At 63.7% G+C, this 18,701-nt stretch carries 15 protein-coding genes and 1 tRNA gene; 6 read left to right on the top strand and 10 right to left on the bottom strand.

Annotation, left to right across the window (positions count from 1 at the left end; genetic code table 11):
- Positions 1–11: 11 nt before the first annotated feature.
- Positions 12–88 (top strand) — tRNA-Met (locus tag KVX96_RS17450).
- Positions 89–282: 194 nt separating this feature from the next.
- Here KVX96_RS17450 and KVX96_RS17455 read toward each other — a convergent pair.
- The 6 genes from KVX96_RS17455 to KVX96_RS17480 all read right to left on the bottom strand — a co-directional run bounded on the left by KVX96_RS17455 (position 283) and on the right by KVX96_RS17480 (position 8,675).
- On the bottom strand, positions 283–3,849 hold the full coding sequence (locus KVX96_RS17455) for a hydantoinase B/oxoprolinase family protein (RefSeq protein WP_261196066.1): 3,567 nt from the start codon (positions 3,847–3,849) through the stop codon (positions 283–285).
- 67 nt (positions 3,850–3,916) lie between these two features.
- Positions 3,917–5,200, bottom strand: a complete 1,284-nt coding sequence (locus KVX96_RS17460) for a TRAP transporter large permease (RefSeq protein WP_261196067.1) — start codon at positions 5,198–5,200, stop codon at positions 3,917–3,919.
- Complete coding sequence (locus tag KVX96_RS17465; RefSeq protein WP_261196068.1) at positions 5,200–5,763, bottom strand: TRAP transporter small permease subunit; 564 nt, start codon at positions 5,761–5,763, stop codon at positions 5,200–5,202. Before KVX96_RS17465 ends, KVX96_RS17460 begins: the two co-directional genes overlap by 1 nt.
- A gap of 69 nt (positions 5,764–5,832) precedes the next feature.
- Entirely contained in the window at positions 5,833–6,870 is a 1,038-nt protein-coding gene (locus tag KVX96_RS17470) for a TRAP transporter substrate-binding protein (RefSeq protein WP_261196069.1), read from the bottom strand.
- Between the two features lie 24 nt (positions 6,871–6,894).
- Entirely contained in the window at positions 6,895–7,707 is an 813-nt protein-coding gene (locus tag KVX96_RS17475; protein ID WP_261196070.1) for a putative hydro-lyase, read from the bottom strand.
- Between the two features lie 86 nt (positions 7,708–7,793).
- Positions 7,794–8,675 carry a LysR family transcriptional regulator gene (locus KVX96_RS17480; RefSeq protein ID WP_261196071.1) on the bottom strand — a complete coding sequence of 294 codons (882 nt, stop codon included), beginning with the start codon at positions 8,673–8,675 and terminating at the stop codon, positions 7,794–7,796.
- Positions 8,676–8,936: 261 nt separating this feature from the next.
- On the opposite strand from KVX96_RS17480, the gene KVX96_RS17485 reads away from it, so the two are divergent.
- The 5 genes from KVX96_RS17485 (at position 8,937) to KVX96_RS17505 (ending at position 14,506) form a co-directional block, all read left to right on the top strand.
- Positions 8,937–9,608, top strand: coding sequence for a Crp/Fnr family transcriptional regulator (locus KVX96_RS17485; protein WP_261196073.1), 672 nt, complete (start codon positions 8,937–8,939; stop codon positions 9,606–9,608).
- Positions 9,609–9,779: 171 nt separating this feature from the next.
- Positions 9,780–9,971, top strand: coding sequence for a DUF2892 domain-containing protein (locus KVX96_RS17490; protein WP_314733144.1), 192 nt, complete (start codon positions 9,780–9,782; stop codon positions 9,969–9,971).
- Positions 9,972–10,050: 79 nt separating this feature from the next.
- The gene (locus tag KVX96_RS17495) at positions 10,051–10,932 is read left to right on the top strand and encodes an MBL fold metallo-hydrolase (RefSeq protein WP_261196077.1); all 882 of its coding nucleotides are present in this window, start codon (positions 10,051–10,053) and stop codon (positions 10,930–10,932) included.
- Positions 10,933–10,976: 44 nt separating this feature from the next.
- Positions 10,977–12,656 (top strand): bifunctional protein tyrosine phosphatase family protein/NAD(P)/FAD-dependent oxidoreductase, encoded by a 1,680-nt coding sequence (locus tag KVX96_RS17500; RefSeq protein WP_261196079.1) that lies wholly within the window; start codon positions 10,977–10,979, stop codon positions 12,654–12,656.
- A 101-nt stretch (positions 12,657–12,757) separates the two neighbouring features.
- Complete coding sequence (locus KVX96_RS17505; RefSeq protein ID WP_261196081.1) at positions 12,758–14,506, top strand: SulP family inorganic anion transporter; 1,749 nt, start codon at positions 12,758–12,760, stop codon at positions 14,504–14,506.
- Here the strand turns inward: KVX96_RS17505 and KVX96_RS17510 are convergent.
- From KVX96_RS17510 to KVX96_RS17525, 4 genes are read right to left on the bottom strand one after another with little or no spacing between them, the layout of a single operon-like run.
- Positions 14,494–15,258, bottom strand: a complete 765-nt coding sequence (locus tag KVX96_RS17510; RefSeq protein WP_261196082.1) for a citryl-CoA lyase — start codon at positions 15,256–15,258, stop codon at positions 14,494–14,496. The two genes, KVX96_RS17505 and KVX96_RS17510, sit on opposite strands and share 13 nt — an antisense overlap.
- Positions 15,255–16,460, bottom strand: coding sequence for a CaiB/BaiF CoA transferase family protein (locus KVX96_RS17515; RefSeq protein ID WP_261196083.1), 1,206 nt, complete (start codon positions 16,458–16,460; stop codon positions 15,255–15,257). Before KVX96_RS17515 ends, KVX96_RS17510 begins: the two co-directional genes overlap by 4 nt.
- Positions 16,450–17,964, bottom strand: a complete 1,515-nt coding sequence (locus KVX96_RS17520; protein WP_261196084.1) for a tripartite tricarboxylate transporter permease — start codon at positions 17,962–17,964, stop codon at positions 16,450–16,452. The genes KVX96_RS17515 and KVX96_RS17520 overlap by 11 nt, the downstream gene beginning before the upstream one ends.
- Position 17,965: 1 nt before the next feature.
- Positions 17,966–18,457 carry a tripartite tricarboxylate transporter TctB family protein gene (locus tag KVX96_RS17525; RefSeq protein ID WP_261196085.1) on the bottom strand — a complete coding sequence of 164 codons (492 nt, stop codon included), beginning with the start codon at positions 18,455–18,457 and terminating at the stop codon, positions 17,966–17,968.
- Positions 18,458–18,701: the final 244 nt, after the last annotated feature.

Here is an 18,701-nt window from a genome sequence, read left to right on the forward strand (position 1 = left end):
GATCACTCTGGCGCGGGATGGAGCAGCCCGGTAGCTCGTCAGGCTCATAACCTGAAGGTCGCAGGTTCAAATCCTGCTCCCGCAACCAAACATTCAGCCGCCCAAAGGGGCGGCTTTTTTGCTTTTAGGGTCGCCAGAAACACGAAGCCCCACAGAACAGGCCCCTGATCCCCTTACAACAAGACGTGCCTCCTCTCCGGCTGATGAGACAGACAAAGAAATGGCACGCCGCAGAAGGTTCAGACCAGGCGCGAGTTCACCGCCTTGCGCCCAGGAACTGGTTCAGCCGAAGCCACCCCCGCCCGGCGTTTCCATGATGAACGTGTCACCAACGTCCAGCGTGGCCTGATCGTTGCCGGAGAGCTGCACATGCGCCCCTGTTGTGCGCAGGATGGCGTTTGAGCCCGTCTTGCCCGGCAGGCCGCCGTTGCACCCAAAGGGCGGGCAAACACGGTGGGAGGACAGGACCGTGACCGTCATTTCCTCCAGGAACGTCAGCTTCCGGACGATGCCATCACCGCCGGTGTGCCGCCCCTGGCCACCAGAGCCCTTGCGAATGGAGAATTCCTCCACGCGCACGGGGAAGCGTGTTTCCAGCACTTCGGGGTCCGTCATTCGGGTGTTGGTCATATGGCTGTGGACGGCGCTTGTGCCATCGAAATCGGGGCCCGCGCCTGTCCCCCCGCAGATCGTTTCGTAGTTCTGGAACCTGTCGTTGCCGTAGACGAAGTTGTTCATGGTGCCCTGACTGCCCGCGATGACGCCGAGCGCGCCGTAGAGCGTATCCGCAATCGCCTGGCTGACCTCGGTGTTGCCGGAGATCACCGCCGCAGGGGCCTTCGGGTTGATCATCGAGCCTTCCGGCACGATCAGATTGAGCGGTTTCATGCAGCCTTCGTTCATCGGAATGTCGCTGCCCACAAGCGTGCGGAACACATAGAGCACGACCGCCCGGCAGATCGCCAGCGGCGCGTTGTAGTTCAGCGGCGATTGAGGCGACGTGCCGGTGAAATCCAGCGTCGCGCTCCGGCTTGCTTGATCCACAGTGATCTTGACCGCGATCTGCGCGCCGTCGTCCAGCGGATATGTGAAGGCGCTGTTTCGCAGCACGTCGAGCACCCGGCGCACGCTTTCCTCGGCGTTGTCCTGAACATGGCCCATATAGGCGTGCACACCCTCCACGCCGAATTGCGCGGTTATCTTGCGCAACTCCGCCGCGCCGGTTTCATTTGCCGCAATCTGGGCGGCCAGATCGGCCATGTTCTGATTGATGTTGCGGCAGGGGAAGGGGCCGGAGGCCAGCAAGGCCCGAGCGGCGGCTTCCTGCAAAACGCCTTCTTTCACGAGCTGGAAGTTGTCGATCAGGACGCCTTCCTCCCCGATCGTCTTGCTGTCCGGGGGAGCTGAGCCCGGTGTTTTGCCCCCGATGTCCGCGTGATGCCCGCGCGAGGCGACGGTGTAGATAATCTTTTCGCCTGCCTCGTCGAACACCGGGGTGATCACCGTCACATCCGGCAGGTGGGTGCCGCCGTTAAACGGGTTGTTCATCATGTAAACATCTCCCGGCCGGATGCTGCCTGCGTTCTGATCCAGTATCGTCCGCACGCTTTCCGACATGGAGCCCAGATGCACCGGCACATGCGGGGCATTGGCCACGAGATCGCCGTTCTGATCGAAGATCGCGCAGGAGAAATCATAGCGCTCCTTGATGTTCACCGAATAGGCGGTGTTGGCGAGCGTCGCGCCCATCTGCTCGGCAATGGACATGAAGAGATTGTTGAACACCTCGAGCATCACCGGATCGACGGTGGTGCCGATGGCCTCGGCCCGTTGCAGCGGCACGATCCGGCGCAGCAGGAGGTTGCCGCCCGCCTCGCAGGTCGCTTCCCAGCCGTCCTCGATCATATTGGTGCCGGTGGGTTCGGTCAGGATCGCGGGACCCCTGACGCTTTGCCCCAAGGCCATCGTGGTGCGGTCCACCAGCGGCACATCCTGCCATGCGCCTTGCGTGTAGAGCCGGGCCTGAGCGGGCTGCGCGCCTGTGCCTTGCGGGTCAGGCAGTGTGACGGCTTCGCCCGTCTTGCCCGCGGCTTCGATCACCAGCATGTCGATGATCAACTGGTCGGTTTGCGGCAGGAAGCCGAAGCGTTGTTTGTGGGCGGCAAGGAAGGCGGCCTGCATGGCATCGGGGGCACTAAAGGGCACCTCGAGGCTGCGCTGCGCATCTGCCGGGCGGATGTGCACGGTTTGCGTCGTGGCGATGTCGGCCGAAGATACGCCCTGCGCGCAGACTTCGGCCTTGGCTTCCTCGGCCAGCCTGTCAAGGATCGCGGCGGCCTCCGGGTCGTTCAGATCCCCCTGGAATTGATGCTCGCGCATCGCGCGGATGTCTGCGAGCCCCATGCCAAAGGCCGACAGAACCCCCGCATAAGGGTGGATGAAGATGCTTTCCATCCCCAGCGCATCCGCCACTAGGCAGGCATGCTGCCCGCCCGCGCCGCCAAAACAGTTCATCGTGTATTTGGTCACATCATAGCCGCGCTGCACGCTGATTTGCTTGATCGCATTGGCCATGTTCTCCACCGCGATCCGCAGGAAGCCCTCGGCCAGGTCCTCGATGGAATTGTCGCTGCCGATATCGGCGGCCAGCGCGGTGAACCTCTCGCGGACCACGCCGACATCCAGCGGCAGGTCGCCATTTGGACCAAAGACGCTGGGGAACTGATCAGGCTGCAATTTGCCCAGAAGCACGTTGCAATCCGTCACTGTCAGCGGCCCGCCCCGGCGATAGGCGGCGGGGCCGGGATTGGCACCGGCGCTTTCCGGGCCGACCTGCATGCGCCCGTCACGATAGGAGAGGATGGACCCCCCACCGGCTGCCACCGTGTGGATCGACATCATCGGCGCGCGCATCCGCACGCCCGCAACTTCGGTCTCAAACGAGCGTTCGTAGTCGCCCTTGAAGTGGCAAACGTCGGTGGAGGTGCCGCCCATGTCAAAGCCGATGAGCTTGGTCAGCCCCAAGTCCGCCGCCGTGCGCACCATGCCCACGACGCCGCCTGCCGGGCCGGAGAGGATCGCGTCGCGCCCGTGGAACAGGCGCGCGTCCGTCAGCCCGCCGTTTGATTGCATGAACATCAACCGCTCGCACCCGCCCTGATCCGTTCCCAAGGCCGCGGCGACCTGATCCACGTAGCGGCGCAGGATCGGGGAGAGATAGGCATCCACCACCGCCGTATCCCCGCGCCCGACGAGTTTGATCAGCGGGCTGACGGCGTGGCTGAGCGAGATCTGGGTAAAGCCCGCCTGTTTGGCCATCGCCCCGATCTGTTTTTCGTGCTCGGGAAAGCGGTAGCTGTGCATCAGCGCCACGGCGATGGAGCGGTAGCCCTTGCCATAAGCCTCGCACAAGGCGGTGCGCACCTGCTGCGTGTCCAGCGCCAGCTCGACGCTGCCATCCGCGTTCAGGCGCTCTTCCACTTCCACTGCTTCTTCATAGAGAAGCTCCGGGAGCTGGATGTTCAGATCGAACAGGCGCGGGCGGTTCTGGTAGCCGATCCGCAGCAGATCCTTCAGGCCCTTGGTGATGAACAGAACAGTGCGCTCGCCCTTGCGTTCAAGCAGCGCGTTCGTGGCCACTGTTGTGCCCATCTTCACGGCCCTGATCGCGCCTTGCGGAATCTCGGCCCCCGCCTCAAGTCCCATCAACTCGCGCACCCCCTGCACGGCGGCGTCCTTGTAGCGTTCGGGGTTCTCCGACAGCAGCTTATGCGTTTGCAAGGTGCCGTCAGGTTTGCGTGCCACGATATCGGTAAAGGTGCCGCCACGATCGACCCAAAACTGCCACATGATTCAAAGTTCCTCTGTTTGCAGGCGGGGCCTGCATGATTTTCTCAATGGATTGAAAGGGTTGCCCTTAGTAGAACAAGGACGGAAGCCAGAGCGCGAGTTGCGGGAAGATCAGGAGTAGCCCAAGCATCACGAACATCGTTAGCACGAAGGGCAATGCGCCTCGGATCACGTCGGTCATGGGCCCGGCCTTGCGGATGCCCTGCACCACGTAAAGGTTGATCCCGATGGGCGGCGTGATCAGCGCGGTTTCGAGCAGCACCATCAGAAGGATGCCGAACCAGACCGGATCAAACCCCAGCGCCACCACGATCGGCGTGATCAGCGGGGCCATGGTGAGCAGCATGGAGAGCGTTTCCATGAAGCAGCCGATCAGGATGAGCACCGCGACGATCATCAGCATCGTTTGCATTGGCGACCAGCCGAGCCCGGTGACGAAATCGGTGAGCGCCTGTGTCAGGCCGATGATGGAGAGCACGAAGTTCAGGAACACCGCAGCGATGATGATCAGCATGATCATAGCCGTGGTGCGCATCGTGCCTTCGATGGCCTGCCGCATCATGTCGATCGACATCTTGCCGTTGACGGCCGCCAGGATCATGGAGGCGACAACACCAAGCGCAGCGGCCTCGGTGGGGGTGGCCCAACCGGCGTAGATGGAGCCGACAACCACCATGAAGATGCCCAGCGGCGGGATCAGCGCGGGCAGGGCCCGCAGGCGCTCGCCCCATGTGTACAGCAGCTTTTCTCCTCCCCAGCCGGGCTTGATGATGCAGGCGATCACCACCGTAGCCATGAACAGCAGCGCGAGCAGGAAGCCGGGGATGAAACCGGCCAGGTAAAGCTCTGGCACCGAGGTGTTGGTCAGCAGGCCGTAGAGGATCAGGTTGATCGAAGGTGGGATCAGGATGCCCAAAGTGCCGCCCGCCGCCACGGTGCCGAGGAACAGGCTTTCGTTGTAGCCGCGCTTCTCGATCTGCGGCACGGCGACGGTGCCGATGGTGGCCGCCGTGGCCACCGAGGAGCCGGAGGTGGCGGCAAAAAGGGCGGAGGAGCCGATGTTGGAATGCATCAGGCCGCCGGGCAACCAGCCCAGCCATTTGACGATGCCATCATACATCTTCTCGGTGATGCCGGCGCGCAGCAGGATTTCGCCCATCATGACGAACATCGGGATCGCCACGAGCAGGAAATCGGTGCCCGTCTGCCACGCCATGTCCGAGATCGCGCGGTGCAGCGGCATGGGGCTGTCGGTCCATTGCAGGATCAGGCCCAGCCAGCCGAGGGAGGCGGCGATTGGCACGGCCAGCCCGATCAGGGCCAGCAGGATAAGAAGGGTCTTGATCAGCATCACACGGTTTCGTCTTGGATTTGTTCATCGAGGGATTTGACGCCGATCAGTTCCTGCACAGCGGCCTCATCGCCCCGGAAGTACTGCCGGATCGCCATGAGGCCGATCAGCACGCCGGAGAAGACAAAGAAGATCCAGCCGATCAGCCACGGGATTTGCGGGATGGCGAGGGGCACCCGCATCGGCGTGATCGAGCGGGAGCCGTTCGCAAGCGTGTCGGCGACAAGGCTCCAGACCATGACAACGACAACCAGCGCGAACCCGACCAGCAGCACGAGGCCAAGGAAATTGATGATCGGGCGCAGCGCCTTGGGAAACTTGCCCAGAAGAGCATCCACCCGGATATGGGCCCGTTCGAACAGGGCATAGGAAAACGCGAGCGCCGTTGCGACGCCAAAGGCGTAGCCCGAGATCTCATCCGCGCCACCGATCGAGACGTTCAGGAATTTGCGCAGAAGCACTTCGACAGTGACAAGGAAGGCAGACAGGACGATCAGGATCCCCCCCAGCCACGTCAGCCAAAGGCTCACACGGCGGGTGCCGTTGAAAAGCCGGTCCAGCATGTTTCTTACCCCAAGAGCATGTGTTGCGTGACAGGGCGACGGGTGCCGCCGCCCTCTCAGATGCGTGCTTTATTCCGCCGCCGCCGTCAGGCCGAGGATCGGGCCAACGGTTTCGTTCCAGTTGGCGGCACACTCCGCGCCACAGCGCTCGGCCCAGCGGGCCAGCACGACGTCGGTCGCGATCTGATCGCGCAGGGCAAGATCTTCGGCCGAAGGCTCCACCAGCACCATGTTGCCGGGCTCGCCCACGTCGCAGGCCCCGCCGGTGATGCAGGAGATCGCGATCTCATCCTCCGTCGCGGTTTCGGCCCACATCGCGTCGTTCAGCGTGGCAATCTCGCTAGTCAGGAAGCCCTGCTGTTCAGCCGAGAGGCTGTTCCATTTGTCCATGTTCATCGCGCCAAAGGCGAGGCCCCAGCCCACACGCAGGGTGAAGGCATGGGTCGCGACCTGGTTCCAGTTGGCTGTATAGGCCGACATTGTGCCGGTGATGGCGCAGTCCACAACGCCTTTTTCCAGCGCGGGGATCACCTCGGAAAAGGCCACGGTGACGGAGGTGCCGCCGACGCCTTCCACGAAATCACCGAGCGTGGTGGAGTAGACACGGATCTTCTTGCCTGCGAGATCGGCGATGCCGTTCACTTCCCCGTTGCACCAAAGCGTCTGGCTGGGGAAGGGGTAGAGCATCAGCAGCTTGGCGTTGTAGATGTCGGCAAAGGCGGTTTCGAGCGTGGCGAAATAGGCGTCAGATACTGCGCGCTGGGTCTCGATGTCTTGGGTCAGCGTCGACAGGTCCGCGCCTTCGAAGATGGCGTTCTCCGCCGCCACGTAGCCGGGTAGGCCAAAGGCGAAGTCGAACACGCCGTTCTTGACCAGACGCATGATCTCGAAGCCTTTCAGGCCAAGGCCCGACTGGGACTGGATCTTGCCGATGATCGCCCCGTCGGAGGCCTCGGCCAGATGGGTGTTGAAGAACGGCTCTTCGTGTTTCTGGTAGTTGGTCAAGCTGGACCACGTGCCGACGGCATTGAGCACCACCGGGTTGTCGGCAACGGCGGCCGTGGCCGAAAGGGCCAGAGCGCCGAGGGCTGTTGTCAGTTTCTTCATGTCGTTCTCTCCTGTTGGGTTTCTTTATGGGTTTAGGATCGTTGTTTCGGCGTCGTCGGCCACATCGGTGATCAACATCGCGCCGGGTTTGTGGGTGATGCAGAGCGGCAGCCTGGCCTGCATGATCGCCACCTGCGGGGTGACGCCACAGGCCCAGAACACGGGCGTGGTGCCCGCAGGCACGGGGGCAGGATCGCCCCAATCGGGGGCCATGATGTCGCTGATCCCCAGCTTGGCCGGATCGCCCACATGCACGGGCGCGCCATGGGCCATCGGAAACTGCCGCGAAATGGCGATCACCTCGTCGATGCGTGCATCCGGGATCGCCCGCATGCTCACAACGGTGGCTCCGCCGAAGGGGCCTGCGGGCACCGTCTGGATGTTGGAGGCAAACATCGGCACCGTGGTGTTGTGGGTGATGTGCCAGACCTCAAACCCCGCCCGCTCCAGCGCGTGTTCGAAGGTGAAGGAACAGCCAAGCGCAAAGGCGACGAAATCCTCCTGCCAAAGATCGGTGATGTCGGTCACGGTTTCGGCTCTGACGCCGTCCCGGTAGACGTAATAGGCCGGAATATCCGTGCGAATGTCGATGTCGCGCCCGAGTGTTGTCATCATCGGGTTGCCCGTGTCGGAAACGCCAACGAGGGGGCAGGGTTTGGGGTTGCGCTGGCAGTAGCGCATGAAATCCAGCGCGTGGGACTCCGGCAGGATCGCCAGATTGGCCTGCAACATGTTCTTGCCGAGGCCGGCCGTGTGGCCGTCGTAGAGGCAGGCCCGGATCTGGGCGCGCACGGCCTGCGTGGATTGGCTCTTGAGCGTGTTGAAGTCTTGTTTCACGGTCGAATCCCCTCGTTGGAGATACGATCCGGTTCAGGCGACATAAAATCAAATAGTAATAATTTGGGTTTTGATATAACAGATTTTTATAGGCCGTGCCGCGCGATCTTTTCCGCAAGCCGCGCCGCCGTTTCGATCAGGTGGCTGCGGGGCTCGCCGAGATAAGAGGCTGAAAAGCTGAGCGGTTTGGGCGTCCAGCCGGGGTCGAACCGGGCGAGCTTGCCGTCCCGCTCCAGCGCCGCGCCCAGCGAAATGGGCAGCGCGCCAACGGCCAGACCCGCCTCCACCATACGAAAACAGGAGGAGAGTGAGGAGGAGGGAAACATCGACACCTCGGGCCCGAAGCGGGCAAAAAGCTCGGCGCGCAATTCACGGTAGGGGCGCGTGTTGCGGGCATAGGTGGCGATCGGAATGGTCGCGAGATCGACGGGCCCATCCGCATCCGCCCCCGGCACACAATACCAGGCCAGCGGCACCTCCGGCAGGATCACATTGTCGATCGTGTAGTCTGAGATCGGGCCAAGGAGGATCGCAAGATCAATTTCGCGCCCCAAAAGCTGTTCGCGCAGGTTGATCGAGATATCGACGCTGATTTCGATTTTCAGCTGCGGGAAGGTGCTGTGCAAGGCGCCCACGAAATCGGGCAACCAGCTTTGCGCGATCGTCTCGGACACCCCCAGCCGCATCAGCCGGTCCACACCGCTGGAATCGACGACATGCTCTTCGACTAGTTCCGCAAGATGTTGAAACTGCTCGGCATATTGCGACAGCATATCGCCGCGCTTGGTCAGATGCATGCCTGCGGTGGTGCGATCGAACAGCGCGGTGCCAAGGCTGTCTTCCAGAGCCTTGATCCGGGAAGTGACAGCCGGTTGCGTCAGGTGCAACGCCTCTGCGGCGCGGCTTACACTCCTGAACTTCGCAACCGCCAGAAAGGTGCGCAGATGTTCGAGTTTGAGTTTGGACATGAGGCACTTCGCTCCGATACCACCGCTTTAGCGCAAGCGGCGATTGGCACCAAGCCCTGCGTGGCGAGGCCAATCGGGCCTTGGGGAGACAAACCAAAGCAACGTCGACGACAGTCTCTGAAAGGCAAGGCGATAAACAAGGCGAGACTGGAAAAATCCTACGAATCCCGATCCCCCCAACTTTCGGTCAGGGCCGCGGCGCACTGCATTGCGCCGCGCGCCATTTCGCGGAAGATTGGGCGGATCAATGGAGGGACGCCCTTGCATCAGCCCATCGGAGACTGGACGGAACGGTTTGACGGCACGCGCGGATTGCCGCGCGATCTGCGCGACAGGCTGCTGCGGTTGGCTCGCGTGCAAAGGTTCCGCGCAGGTGACACGGTTTTTGCGCCGGGGCGTTTGCCCGACAGCCTGCTGCTGCTCGTGGAGGGGCGGATCCGCGTCTCCCAAACTTCCGACAGCGGCAGGGAAATCGTGCTCTACCGGGTGGAGGCCGGGCAAAGCTGCGTGCTGACAACCGCCTGTATTCTTGCCGAGGAGGCCTATTCGGCGGAAGGCATCGCGGAAACCGATCTGGTGGCCATCGCGCTCGCCCGCAGCGCCTTTGACCAGCTTGCCGCGGACTCCCCCGCCTTTCGCAGCTTCGTCTTCGCGGCCTATTCCAAACGGCTGCTGGATTTGCTGCGGGTGGTGGACGACGTGGCCTTCGGCAAGATCGACGTGCGGCTTGCGGCCCGGCTCGTGGCGCTTGCGGATACGGAAGGCGCGCTGAAGGCCACGCACCAGCAGTTGGCCACAGAGCTTGGCACCGCGCGGGAGGTGATCTCCCGCCAACTGACGGAATTCCAGCGCAGGGGCTGGATCGAACAGTCGCGGGGCCGGATCGCGGTTCAGGACCGCGCGGCGCTGGAGGCGCTGGCGCAGCAAAAATAATTTCTGCGCCTCATGAAATTCAACAGATTGAATATGAAGCCTTTTCAGACGCGTGCGGAAGGTGCATCATGGCAGGTGGCAGGGCCAGCGTGACAAAGTCACAGAAGCGGTGGCGGGCAGGCCCTACCTAGGGAGTGACCGAACAGAAAGGGTCCAGCGATGACAAAGAACATGGGAACGATCGACCGCGCGCTGCGTGCTGTGCTGGGGCTTGTGCTGCTGGCCGTCGCGATCTTTGGCGGGCTGAGCGCAGCACTGGCGCTGCTGGCCGCTCTGGTGGGTGTTGTGATGCTGGCAACCGCCAGTTTCAGCCTGTGCCCGCTCTATTCCATGCTCGGCCTCAAGACCTGCAAGGACTGCTGAGCGCCTCACAGCGTCAGACTGAAAACACCGCGCGAGGCGCTCTGCGCCCGCTTTCATAACCGCTTCTGGAGAGACCGAGATGACCTACCCGGTAAACATGGGCATCCGCCCCGAGGTCGAAGCCTATTTCGACGACGACAGCAACACGATCAGCTACATCGTGAAGGATCCGACCTCCAACGCCTGTGCGATCATCGACAGCGTGATGGACATCGATTACGCCGCCGGCCGCATCACCTATGAGCACGCCGACGCCCTGATCGCGCGCATAAAGGAATGCGGCTGCGAGCTGCAGTGGATCATCGAAACCCATGTCCACGCCGATCACCTGTCCGCCGCGCCCTACATTCAGGAGAAGCTCGGCGGCAAGATCGGCGTCGGAGCGCAGATCCTCGTGGTGCAGGACGTCTTCGGCAAGATCTTCAACGAAGGCACCGAGTTCCAGCGCGACGGCAGCCAGTTCGACAAGCTGTTCGAGGATGGGGACACCTACAAGATCGGCAACATGGACGCCTTCGCGATCTACACGCCGGGGCACACGCCGGCTTGCATGACCCATGTGATCGGCAACGCGGCCTTCGTGGGCGATACGCTCTTCATGCCCGATGGCGGCTCCGCCCGCGCCGATTTCCCCGGTGGCGATGCCGGCACGCTTTATGACTCGATCCAGACCGTTCTGGCGCTGCCCGACGAGATGCGACTCTTCATGTGCCACGATTACGGCCCCAACGGCCGCGATATCCAGTGGGAAACCACGGTGGCCGAGGAGAAGGCCCACAACATTCATGTGGGGGCAGGCAAGAGCCGCGAGGAGTTCATCAGGTTCCGCACCGAGCGGGATGCACAGCTTGCCATGCCACGGCTGATCATTCCCTCGCTGCAGGTGAACATGCGCGCCGGTGAGATCCCGACCGACAAGGACGGAAAGCCGATGCTCAAAGTGCCGGTCAACGGCCTCTGACAGGGCTCATAGCCGGGCCTCCGGCCGCCAAAAGGACATCAGACATGGACATCAGATCAATCACCCCGCAGCTGGCGGTGAGCCCACAGATCATGGCTGCAGACATGCCCGCGATCAAAGCCGCAGGCTACCGCGCGATCCTCTGCAACCGCCCCGACGGCGAGGGCGCGGATCAGCCGGGCTTCGAGGAGATCGAAGCCGCTGCCAAAGCCGAAGGGCTTTCGGCGCGCTACGTGCCGGTGGCATCGGGCATGGTGCACGACGCGGATGTAGCGGCCTTCGCCGCCGCGCTGGGCGATCTGCCCGGCCCGGTGCTGGCCTATTGCCGCACCGGCACGCGCTCGGCTACGCTCTGGTCCTTCCATGCTGCGAAAACCGACCCAATGCCGGGGATCCTCGCCGCCACGAAGGGCGCGGGCTACGACATGTCGGGCGTCGTACGCCGCATCGCCAATGGCGGCAAGACGCCGACAGACACGGGCGATGCCAAGTTCGACGTGGTGATCGTGGGCGCAGGCGCCGGGGGGATCTCGGTGGCCGCGAGCCTGAAGGCGCGCAAGGGCGATCTGTCCATCGCGGTGATCGATCCGGCGGATGTCCACTACTACCAGCCCGGCTGGACGATGGTGGGCGGTGGCATCTTCACAGCCCAGCAGACGGCCAAGACGATGGGCAGCCTGATCCCGCGCGGGGTGACGTGGATCAAGGCCGCCGTGGCCGCCTTTGAGCCCGCCAATGACGTATTAATCCTTGATGGCTGTCGGGTGGTGAAATACGACCGCCTCGTCGTCTGTCCCGGGCTGAAGCTCGACTGGGGGCAGGTCGAGGGGCTGGAAGAAACGCTGGGCCGCAACGGCGTGACCTCCAACTACCGCTACGATCTGGCGCCCTATACCTGGCAGCTGGTGCAGGAGATGCGCGGGGGCCGGGCGCTGTTTACCCAGCCGCCGATGCCGATCAAATGCGCCGGCGCGCCGCAGAAGGCGATGTATCTTTCGGGCGATGCCTGGTTTCGGCGCGGCGTGCTGAAGGATATCGACATCCAGTTCATGAACGCGGGCGGTGTGCTCTTTGGCGTGAAGGATTACGTGCCCGCGCTTATGGACTACGTGCAGAAATACGATGCCACACTGAATTTCTTCCACAACCTCGTGGCCATCGACGGACCGGGCAAAACGGCCACCTTCAAGGTGGCCAAGCCGGATGCGGAGGCCACGGAGGTGACGGCGGAGTTTGACATGATCCATGTCTGCCCGCCACAGGTGGCCCCGGATTTCATCCGCGTTTCGCCGCTGGCCGATGCGGCGGGCTGGGTCGATGTGGATCAGGCAACGCTGCGCCACAAGAGCCATGCCAACATCTGGGCGCTGGGCGATGTGATGAACGCGCCCAACGCCAAGACAGCCGCCGCCGCGCGCAAGCAGGCCCCCACCGTGGCCGACAACATCATCGCCGACATCGCGGGCCGCTCCCCCGTGGCGGCCTATGACGGCTACGGCTCCTGCCCGCTCACCGTGGAACGCGGCAAGATCGTGCTGGCCGAGTTTGGCTATGGCGGGGTGCTGAAGCCCTCCTTCCCGCGCTGGCTGCTGGATGGCACCAAGCCGACGCGCGCGGCGTGGTTCCTGAAGGAAAAGATGCTGCCGCCGATCTATTGGCAGGCCATGCTGAAGGGCAAGGAGTGGATGGCCAAGCCCGAACAGATCAAGGTCGCGGCCGAATAGGCCGCGCCTCTCCCCATCGCCCGCTCACGGGTGTTTCTCTGGTTTGGTGTGCCGGGGCGATCTAGCCCCGCCGCCAATCCGTTTTCGAAGAAGACAGACCCATGCCGAAGCTGCGCAACTATTTCCCCATTCTGGATTGGGGCCGGGCCTATTCCCGTTCGGATTTCGCCTCCGACGCGATGGCCGCCGTGATCGTGACGATCATGCTGATCCCGCAATCGCTGGCCTATGCGCTGCTCGCGGGCCTGCCGCCTGAGGCCGGGCTCTATGCCTCCATCGTGCCGATCCTGCTCTATGCCGTCTTCGGCACCAGCCGCTCGCTCGCGGTGGGGCCGGTGGCGGTTGTCTCGCTGCTCACGGCCTCTGCCGTGGGGCAGGTGGCGGAGGCGGGGACGGCGGGCTATGCCGTGGCGGCGCTGACGCTGGCCTTTCTTTCCGGGATCTTCCTGCTGGGCATGGGGCTGCTGCGGCTCGGGTTTCTGGCCAATTTCCTGAGCCATCCGGTTATCGCTGGCTTTATCACCGCTTCGGGCCTCCTGATCGCGGCGAGCCAGCTCAAACACATCCTCGGCGTGGAGGCCCATGGCCACACCCTGCCGGAGCTTCTGGCCTCGCTCGCGGCGCATCTGGACCAGACGAACCTGATCACCCTGGCCCTCGGGCTGGCTGCCACGGGCTTCCTGTTCTGGGTGCGCAAAGGGCTCAAACCCTTTCTGATACGGCTTGGCCTTGGCGCGAAACCGGCGGACATCGCCACCAAGGCAGGCCCGGTGGTGGCGATCGTTGCCACGACGCTCGCCGTCTGGGGTGGCGATCTGTCAACGGACGGCGTGCAGATCGTCGGCGCGGTGCCGCAAAGCCTGCCGCCCTTCACGCTGCCGGGCCTGTCATTGGATCTCATCGAAGCGCTGCTGGTGCCCGCGATCCTGATCTCGGTGATCGGCTTTGTCGAAAGCGTCTCCGTGGCGCAAACGCTGGCGGCCAAGAAGCGCCAGCGGATCGACCCGGATCAGGAGCTGATCGGGCTGGGTGCCGCCAACCTTGGCGCGGCTTTCACCGGCGGCTATCCGGTGACGGGCGGCTTTGCGCGCTCGGTGGTGAATTTCGATGCGGGGGCCGAAACGCCCGCCGCCGGGGCCTTCACCGCGCTGGGCCTCGCCGTTGCCGCGCTCTTCCTGACGCCGCTGGTTTTCTTCCTGCCCAAGGCCACGCTTGCGGCGACCATCATCGTGGCCGTGCTGAGCCTCGTGGACTTCTCCATCCTGCGCAAAACATGGGCCTACTCAAAAGCCGATTTCACCGCCGTTGCCGCCACGATCCTGCTCACGCTCGGCATGGGCGTGGAGATCGGCGTGGCTTCGGGCGTTCTGCTCTCCATCGCGCTGCATCTCTACAAAACCTCCCGCCCCCATGTGGCCGAAGTGGGCCGGGTGCCGGGCAGCCAGCATTTCCGCAACATCCACCGCCATACGGTGGAAACCGCACCGCATCTGGTGAGCCTACGGGTGGATGAGAGCCTTTATTTCGTGAACGCCCGTTTTCTGGAGGATCTGATTCAGGCGCGCGTCACCGAAGGCTGCGAGATCACCGATGTGGTGCTGATGTTCTCAGCCGTGAACGAGGTGGACTACTCCGCACTCGAAAGCCTTGAGGCAATCAACCAGCGCCTCACCGACATGGGCGTTGGGCTGCATTTCTCTGAAGTGAAGGGCCCGGTGATGGACAGGCTGAAGCGCTCGCATCTGATCGAAGCGCTCAATGGCCGCGTGTTCCTGTCGCAAAACGACGCCTGGGAAGCGCTCTCAGGAAGTGGCGCGCCCAAGGTGGTGGCTCTGGCTCAGCCGTCATAGGTCCAGCGGTAGGCAGGGGGCGTCGGCCCCTTGTTGCGCCCGCCCTGCTGTTGCTGCTCCCAGGCGTGGGCAAGGATGCCAACGGAGCGCGACAGGCAGAAGATCCCGCGTGCGAGCGGCGGTGCGAAGCCCAGTTCGGCGAAGATCACCGCCGTCGCGCCATCGATGTTCATCGGCAAGGGGCGCTTCTTGCGGGCAGAGATCTCCCCCTCAATGGCCTGCGCCAGATCGGCGTATCGGCCTTCAACCGCGCCCGCCTGCCGGGCTTCTTCTACCAGTTGCATCAGCCGGGGACTGCGCGGGTCGGTGGGCGTGTGAAAGCGGTGGCCGAAGCCCGGAAGGATCTTGCCGTGGTCCTCGATCCACGCATCCAGCGCCGCCGGCAACGGGCCGTCGAACCCCTCGATGAAGTGATACATCTCCACCGCCTGCTCGCCCGCGCCGCCATGGACATCGCCAAGCATGTTCACAGCACTCGCCATTGCGTTGTTGAGCCCCACGCCGCAGGTGATCGCCATGCGCGCGGCGGCAATCGAGGGTGCCTGCGGGCCGTGATCGACCGAGGCCACCAGAGCGGCCTCAAACAGCTTGCCCTGCGCCTCCGTGGGCGCATCGCCCCGCAGCATCAGCCAGATCATGCCCGGAAAGGAGAGCGTGCCGATCAGCTCCTGAATGGGCGTGCCGCGAATGTCGATCCGCCCCGGCTCCATGTCGATGATCGAGGTGCGCCACCAGTCGGAAACGTCGCTCATAGGATGCCTTTCTCGCGCATGTCCGCGATCTCGCCCGCGCTGTAGCCCAGCTCGGCCAGAAGGGTGTCGGTGTGCTGCCCCAGTGCGGGCGGCGGCGTTTCGACGCCCGGCGCAATGCCGTTGATCTTCACCGCCGTGCGCAGCGCCTTGATGGGCGCGTCCACGCCGGGCGTCTCGGTGAACTCCGCGATCAGCCCGCGCTCTGCGATTTGCGGGTGGGCGAGCACTTCCGGCACGCTCAGCACAGCGCCCGCCGGAACGCCCAGCCGGTTCAACTCCCGCGCCCAGTCCCGCGCGGGGCGGGTGGTGAGCACGGTTTCCAGCTCGGCCTTCAGCCGGAAGCGGTTGGCCTTGCGCGCCTCACGGTTGGCGTAATCGGCATTGGCCAGCAAATCCTCGCGGCCCAGATGGCGGGCGAGGATCTCCCATTGCTCATCCTTGTTGGCGGCGATGTTCAAAAGCCCATCGGACGCCTGAAACGCGCCGGAGGGGGCCGAGGTGAGGTTCTCATTGCCATTGGCCGTGGGCAGCACGCCGCCGATCAGATAGTTCGACACCGCCCAGCCCATCGTCGCCAGCACGCTTTCCAGCATCGAGATGTCGATGAAAGCGCCACGCTCCGGCGCGTTCAGGGCGGAGGCAATCGCCATGGCCGCCGTGAGCCCGCCGATGGTGTCGGCAATCGGGTAGCCCACGCGCAGCGGCGCGCTCTCGCCATCGCCGGTGATCGACATCACGCCGGATGCCCCCTGAATGATCTGGTCATAGGCGGGGCGGTGGATCCAAGGGCCGTCCTGCCCGAAGCCCGAAATGGCGCAGTAGATCAGATGCGGGTTTTCGCCCTTCAGCACCTCGTACTCGACGCTGAGCCGCTTCATCACACCGGGGCGGAAGTTCTCCACCAGCACATCGGCGGATCTGACAAGCCGCTTCAGGAGCGCCTTGCCCGCATCCGTCTTGAGATTGACGGCGAGGCTCTTCTTCCCGGCGTTCTGGGCCAGAAAACTGATCCCCATCCCGCGCGCGTTCAAATCGGGATCCGCCCCGAGATTGCGGGCCAGATCGCCCCGGCCCGCCGCTTCCACCTTGATCACCTCTGCCCCCAGATGGGCGAGCTGATGGCAGGCGAAAGGCCCGGCGAGCACGTTCGTCAGATCAAGAACGCGCACGCCGGAGAGAGGTTTGGTGGCCTCAGTCGCCATCGGCGGTGCCTTCCGCCCGCAGCCGCGCCCTGCGCGCCCGGTAGCTCGGCAGGACGACGAGCAACACGGCCACGGCCAGCAAGCCCAGCGTCATCGGGCGTTCAAGGATGAAGCCGATGCCATCGTAAAGCTGCATGGAACGGGCAAAGTTGTCTTCCAGCATGCGGCCCAGAATGAAGCCGATCAGCAGCGGTGCGAGCGGGTAATCCGCAAAGCGCAGCACGGTGGCGGCGACACCGAAGCCCACGAGGATCAGCAATTCGGTGGCGTTGTTCTGCCCGATATAGGCCCCCATCAAGGTGAAGAAGAGGATGAAGGGGATCAGATAGTTGCGCGGCACCGCCAGCACTTTGGCGATATAGGGGATCAGCGGCAGGTTCAGGATCAGAAGGATCAGGTTGCCGATATACATCGACACGATCACCGCCCAGAAAATCTGCGGCGAATCCACCATCAGCCGCGGCCCCGGCGTGACGTTCAGCGCGATCAGGGCGCCCAGCAGGATGGCCGTCGTGCCCGAGCCCGGAATGCCAAGCGTCAGCAGCGGCACGAAAGAGCCGGTGCAGGCCGCGTTGTTGGCGCTTTCCGGCGCGGCGAGGCCCTTCACGGAGCCCTTGCCGAATTGGTCCTGCTCTTCCTTCGGCGCGATATTGCGCTCCACGGCGTAGCCGAGGAAGGAGGCGATTGTGGCGCCAGCGCCCGGCAGAACGCCGATCAGGAAGCCTTGCACCGATTGCCTACCGATGACGGGGGCAATGGCCCGGGCCTCCTCGCGGGTGATGCGCAGATCCTTGATCTCGCCACCGCCTTCGGTGTTGGAGCGTTTCGGATCCAGCACGAGGAAGATCGCCTCTGGTAGGGCAAACATCGCCATGGCCAGCGTGATGAAGCCGAAGCCCGATTGCAGATCCATGATGCCCATGGTGAACCGCGGCAGGTTGAACAGCGCGCCTTCGCCCACGGTGGCCATGATCAAGCCAAGGAGCGTCATCAGGATCGCCTTGGCGACCTGCCCTGTCCCGGCAAAGGCGGCAATAGCCGAAAGCCCCACCACCATCAGCGCGAAGTATTCGGCCGAGTGGAACAGCAACGCCACTGTGGCAAGCGCCGGGGCGAAGATCATCAGTAGGATCGCCCCGATGGTGCCGCCACAGAAGGAGGCGATGGCCGCCACTGTCAGCGCCTTGCCCGCCTTGCCCTGCCGGGCGAGCGGATAGCCGTCGAAACTCGTGGCCACGGTCGAGGCCACGCCGGGCGCATTGATCAGGATCGAGGAGGTCGAGCCGCCGAAGATCGCGCCGTAATAAACGCCGGCAAGCAGGATCAGTGCGGCAGAAGGATCGCCGATCGAAATGGCGACCGGGATCATGATCGCGATGATGGACATCGGCCCCAGCCCCGGCAGCATGCCGATGAAGGTGCCGATCAGGCAGCCGCCGATGACCATGAGGATATTTGTGAGCGAAAAAGCCGTGGTGAGGCCGATCATCAGTCCTTCAAGCATGTCAGCCTCCCGCCAGGAAGAAGGGCCAAGGGCGCAGGAAGATGCCAAGCACCTCCTGCACCAGATACCAGACGCTGCCGGCCGCGATCACGGCAATCGGGATCATCACGTGAAACTTGCGCTCCCCGAGGATCATCGCGCCAAAGACAAGAAACCCGACCGTCGACAGCAGGAACCCCGCAGGGCGCAGCAGCAACGCATAGGCCACCATCAGCCCCAGAAGCGCAGCGGCCTGTCCGATCTTGTAGTCGCCAAGGCGGCGATAGTTGATCTCCGGCGCCTTCTCGGTGCCGTCGCCCTTCTCAAGGCCAAGCAGGATCACCAGACAGGCCGCGGTGGCGAGCACCGACAGCACCTTGGGAAAGGTGGAGGGCCAGACAGGGTTGCGTTGCATGAACGGCGGCAGGCCCGCGTCCATGGTGAAAAAGGCGGTGTAGCCGTAGATCAGGCAGATGCCGAGAAGGATCAGTGCGATCCAGCGGTCCAGTGCCATTGTCCCCTCCGAGAATGCGGGTGTAAAACGGGTTGGGGGCGCTGCCCCCGCCGCGCGTGCCGCGCGACTCCCCCGAGGTATTTGGAGCAAGAGGAAAGACTTGATTAACCAATCATGGCTAGTCTTGCGGAGCGGTACAGGCTGAGGAGCCGATGACCGCGCGAGGGGAAAGCCCGTTTCTGCGGGCCTTCTGCCGGGATCGGGGGCACACCGCCCCCTTTCCTCTTGCTTCAAATACCTCGGG

Source organism: Pseudoruegeria sp. SHC-113 (assembly GCF_025376885.1).
GTDB lineage: Bacteria > Pseudomonadota > Alphaproteobacteria > Rhodobacterales > Rhodobacteraceae > Pseudoruegeria.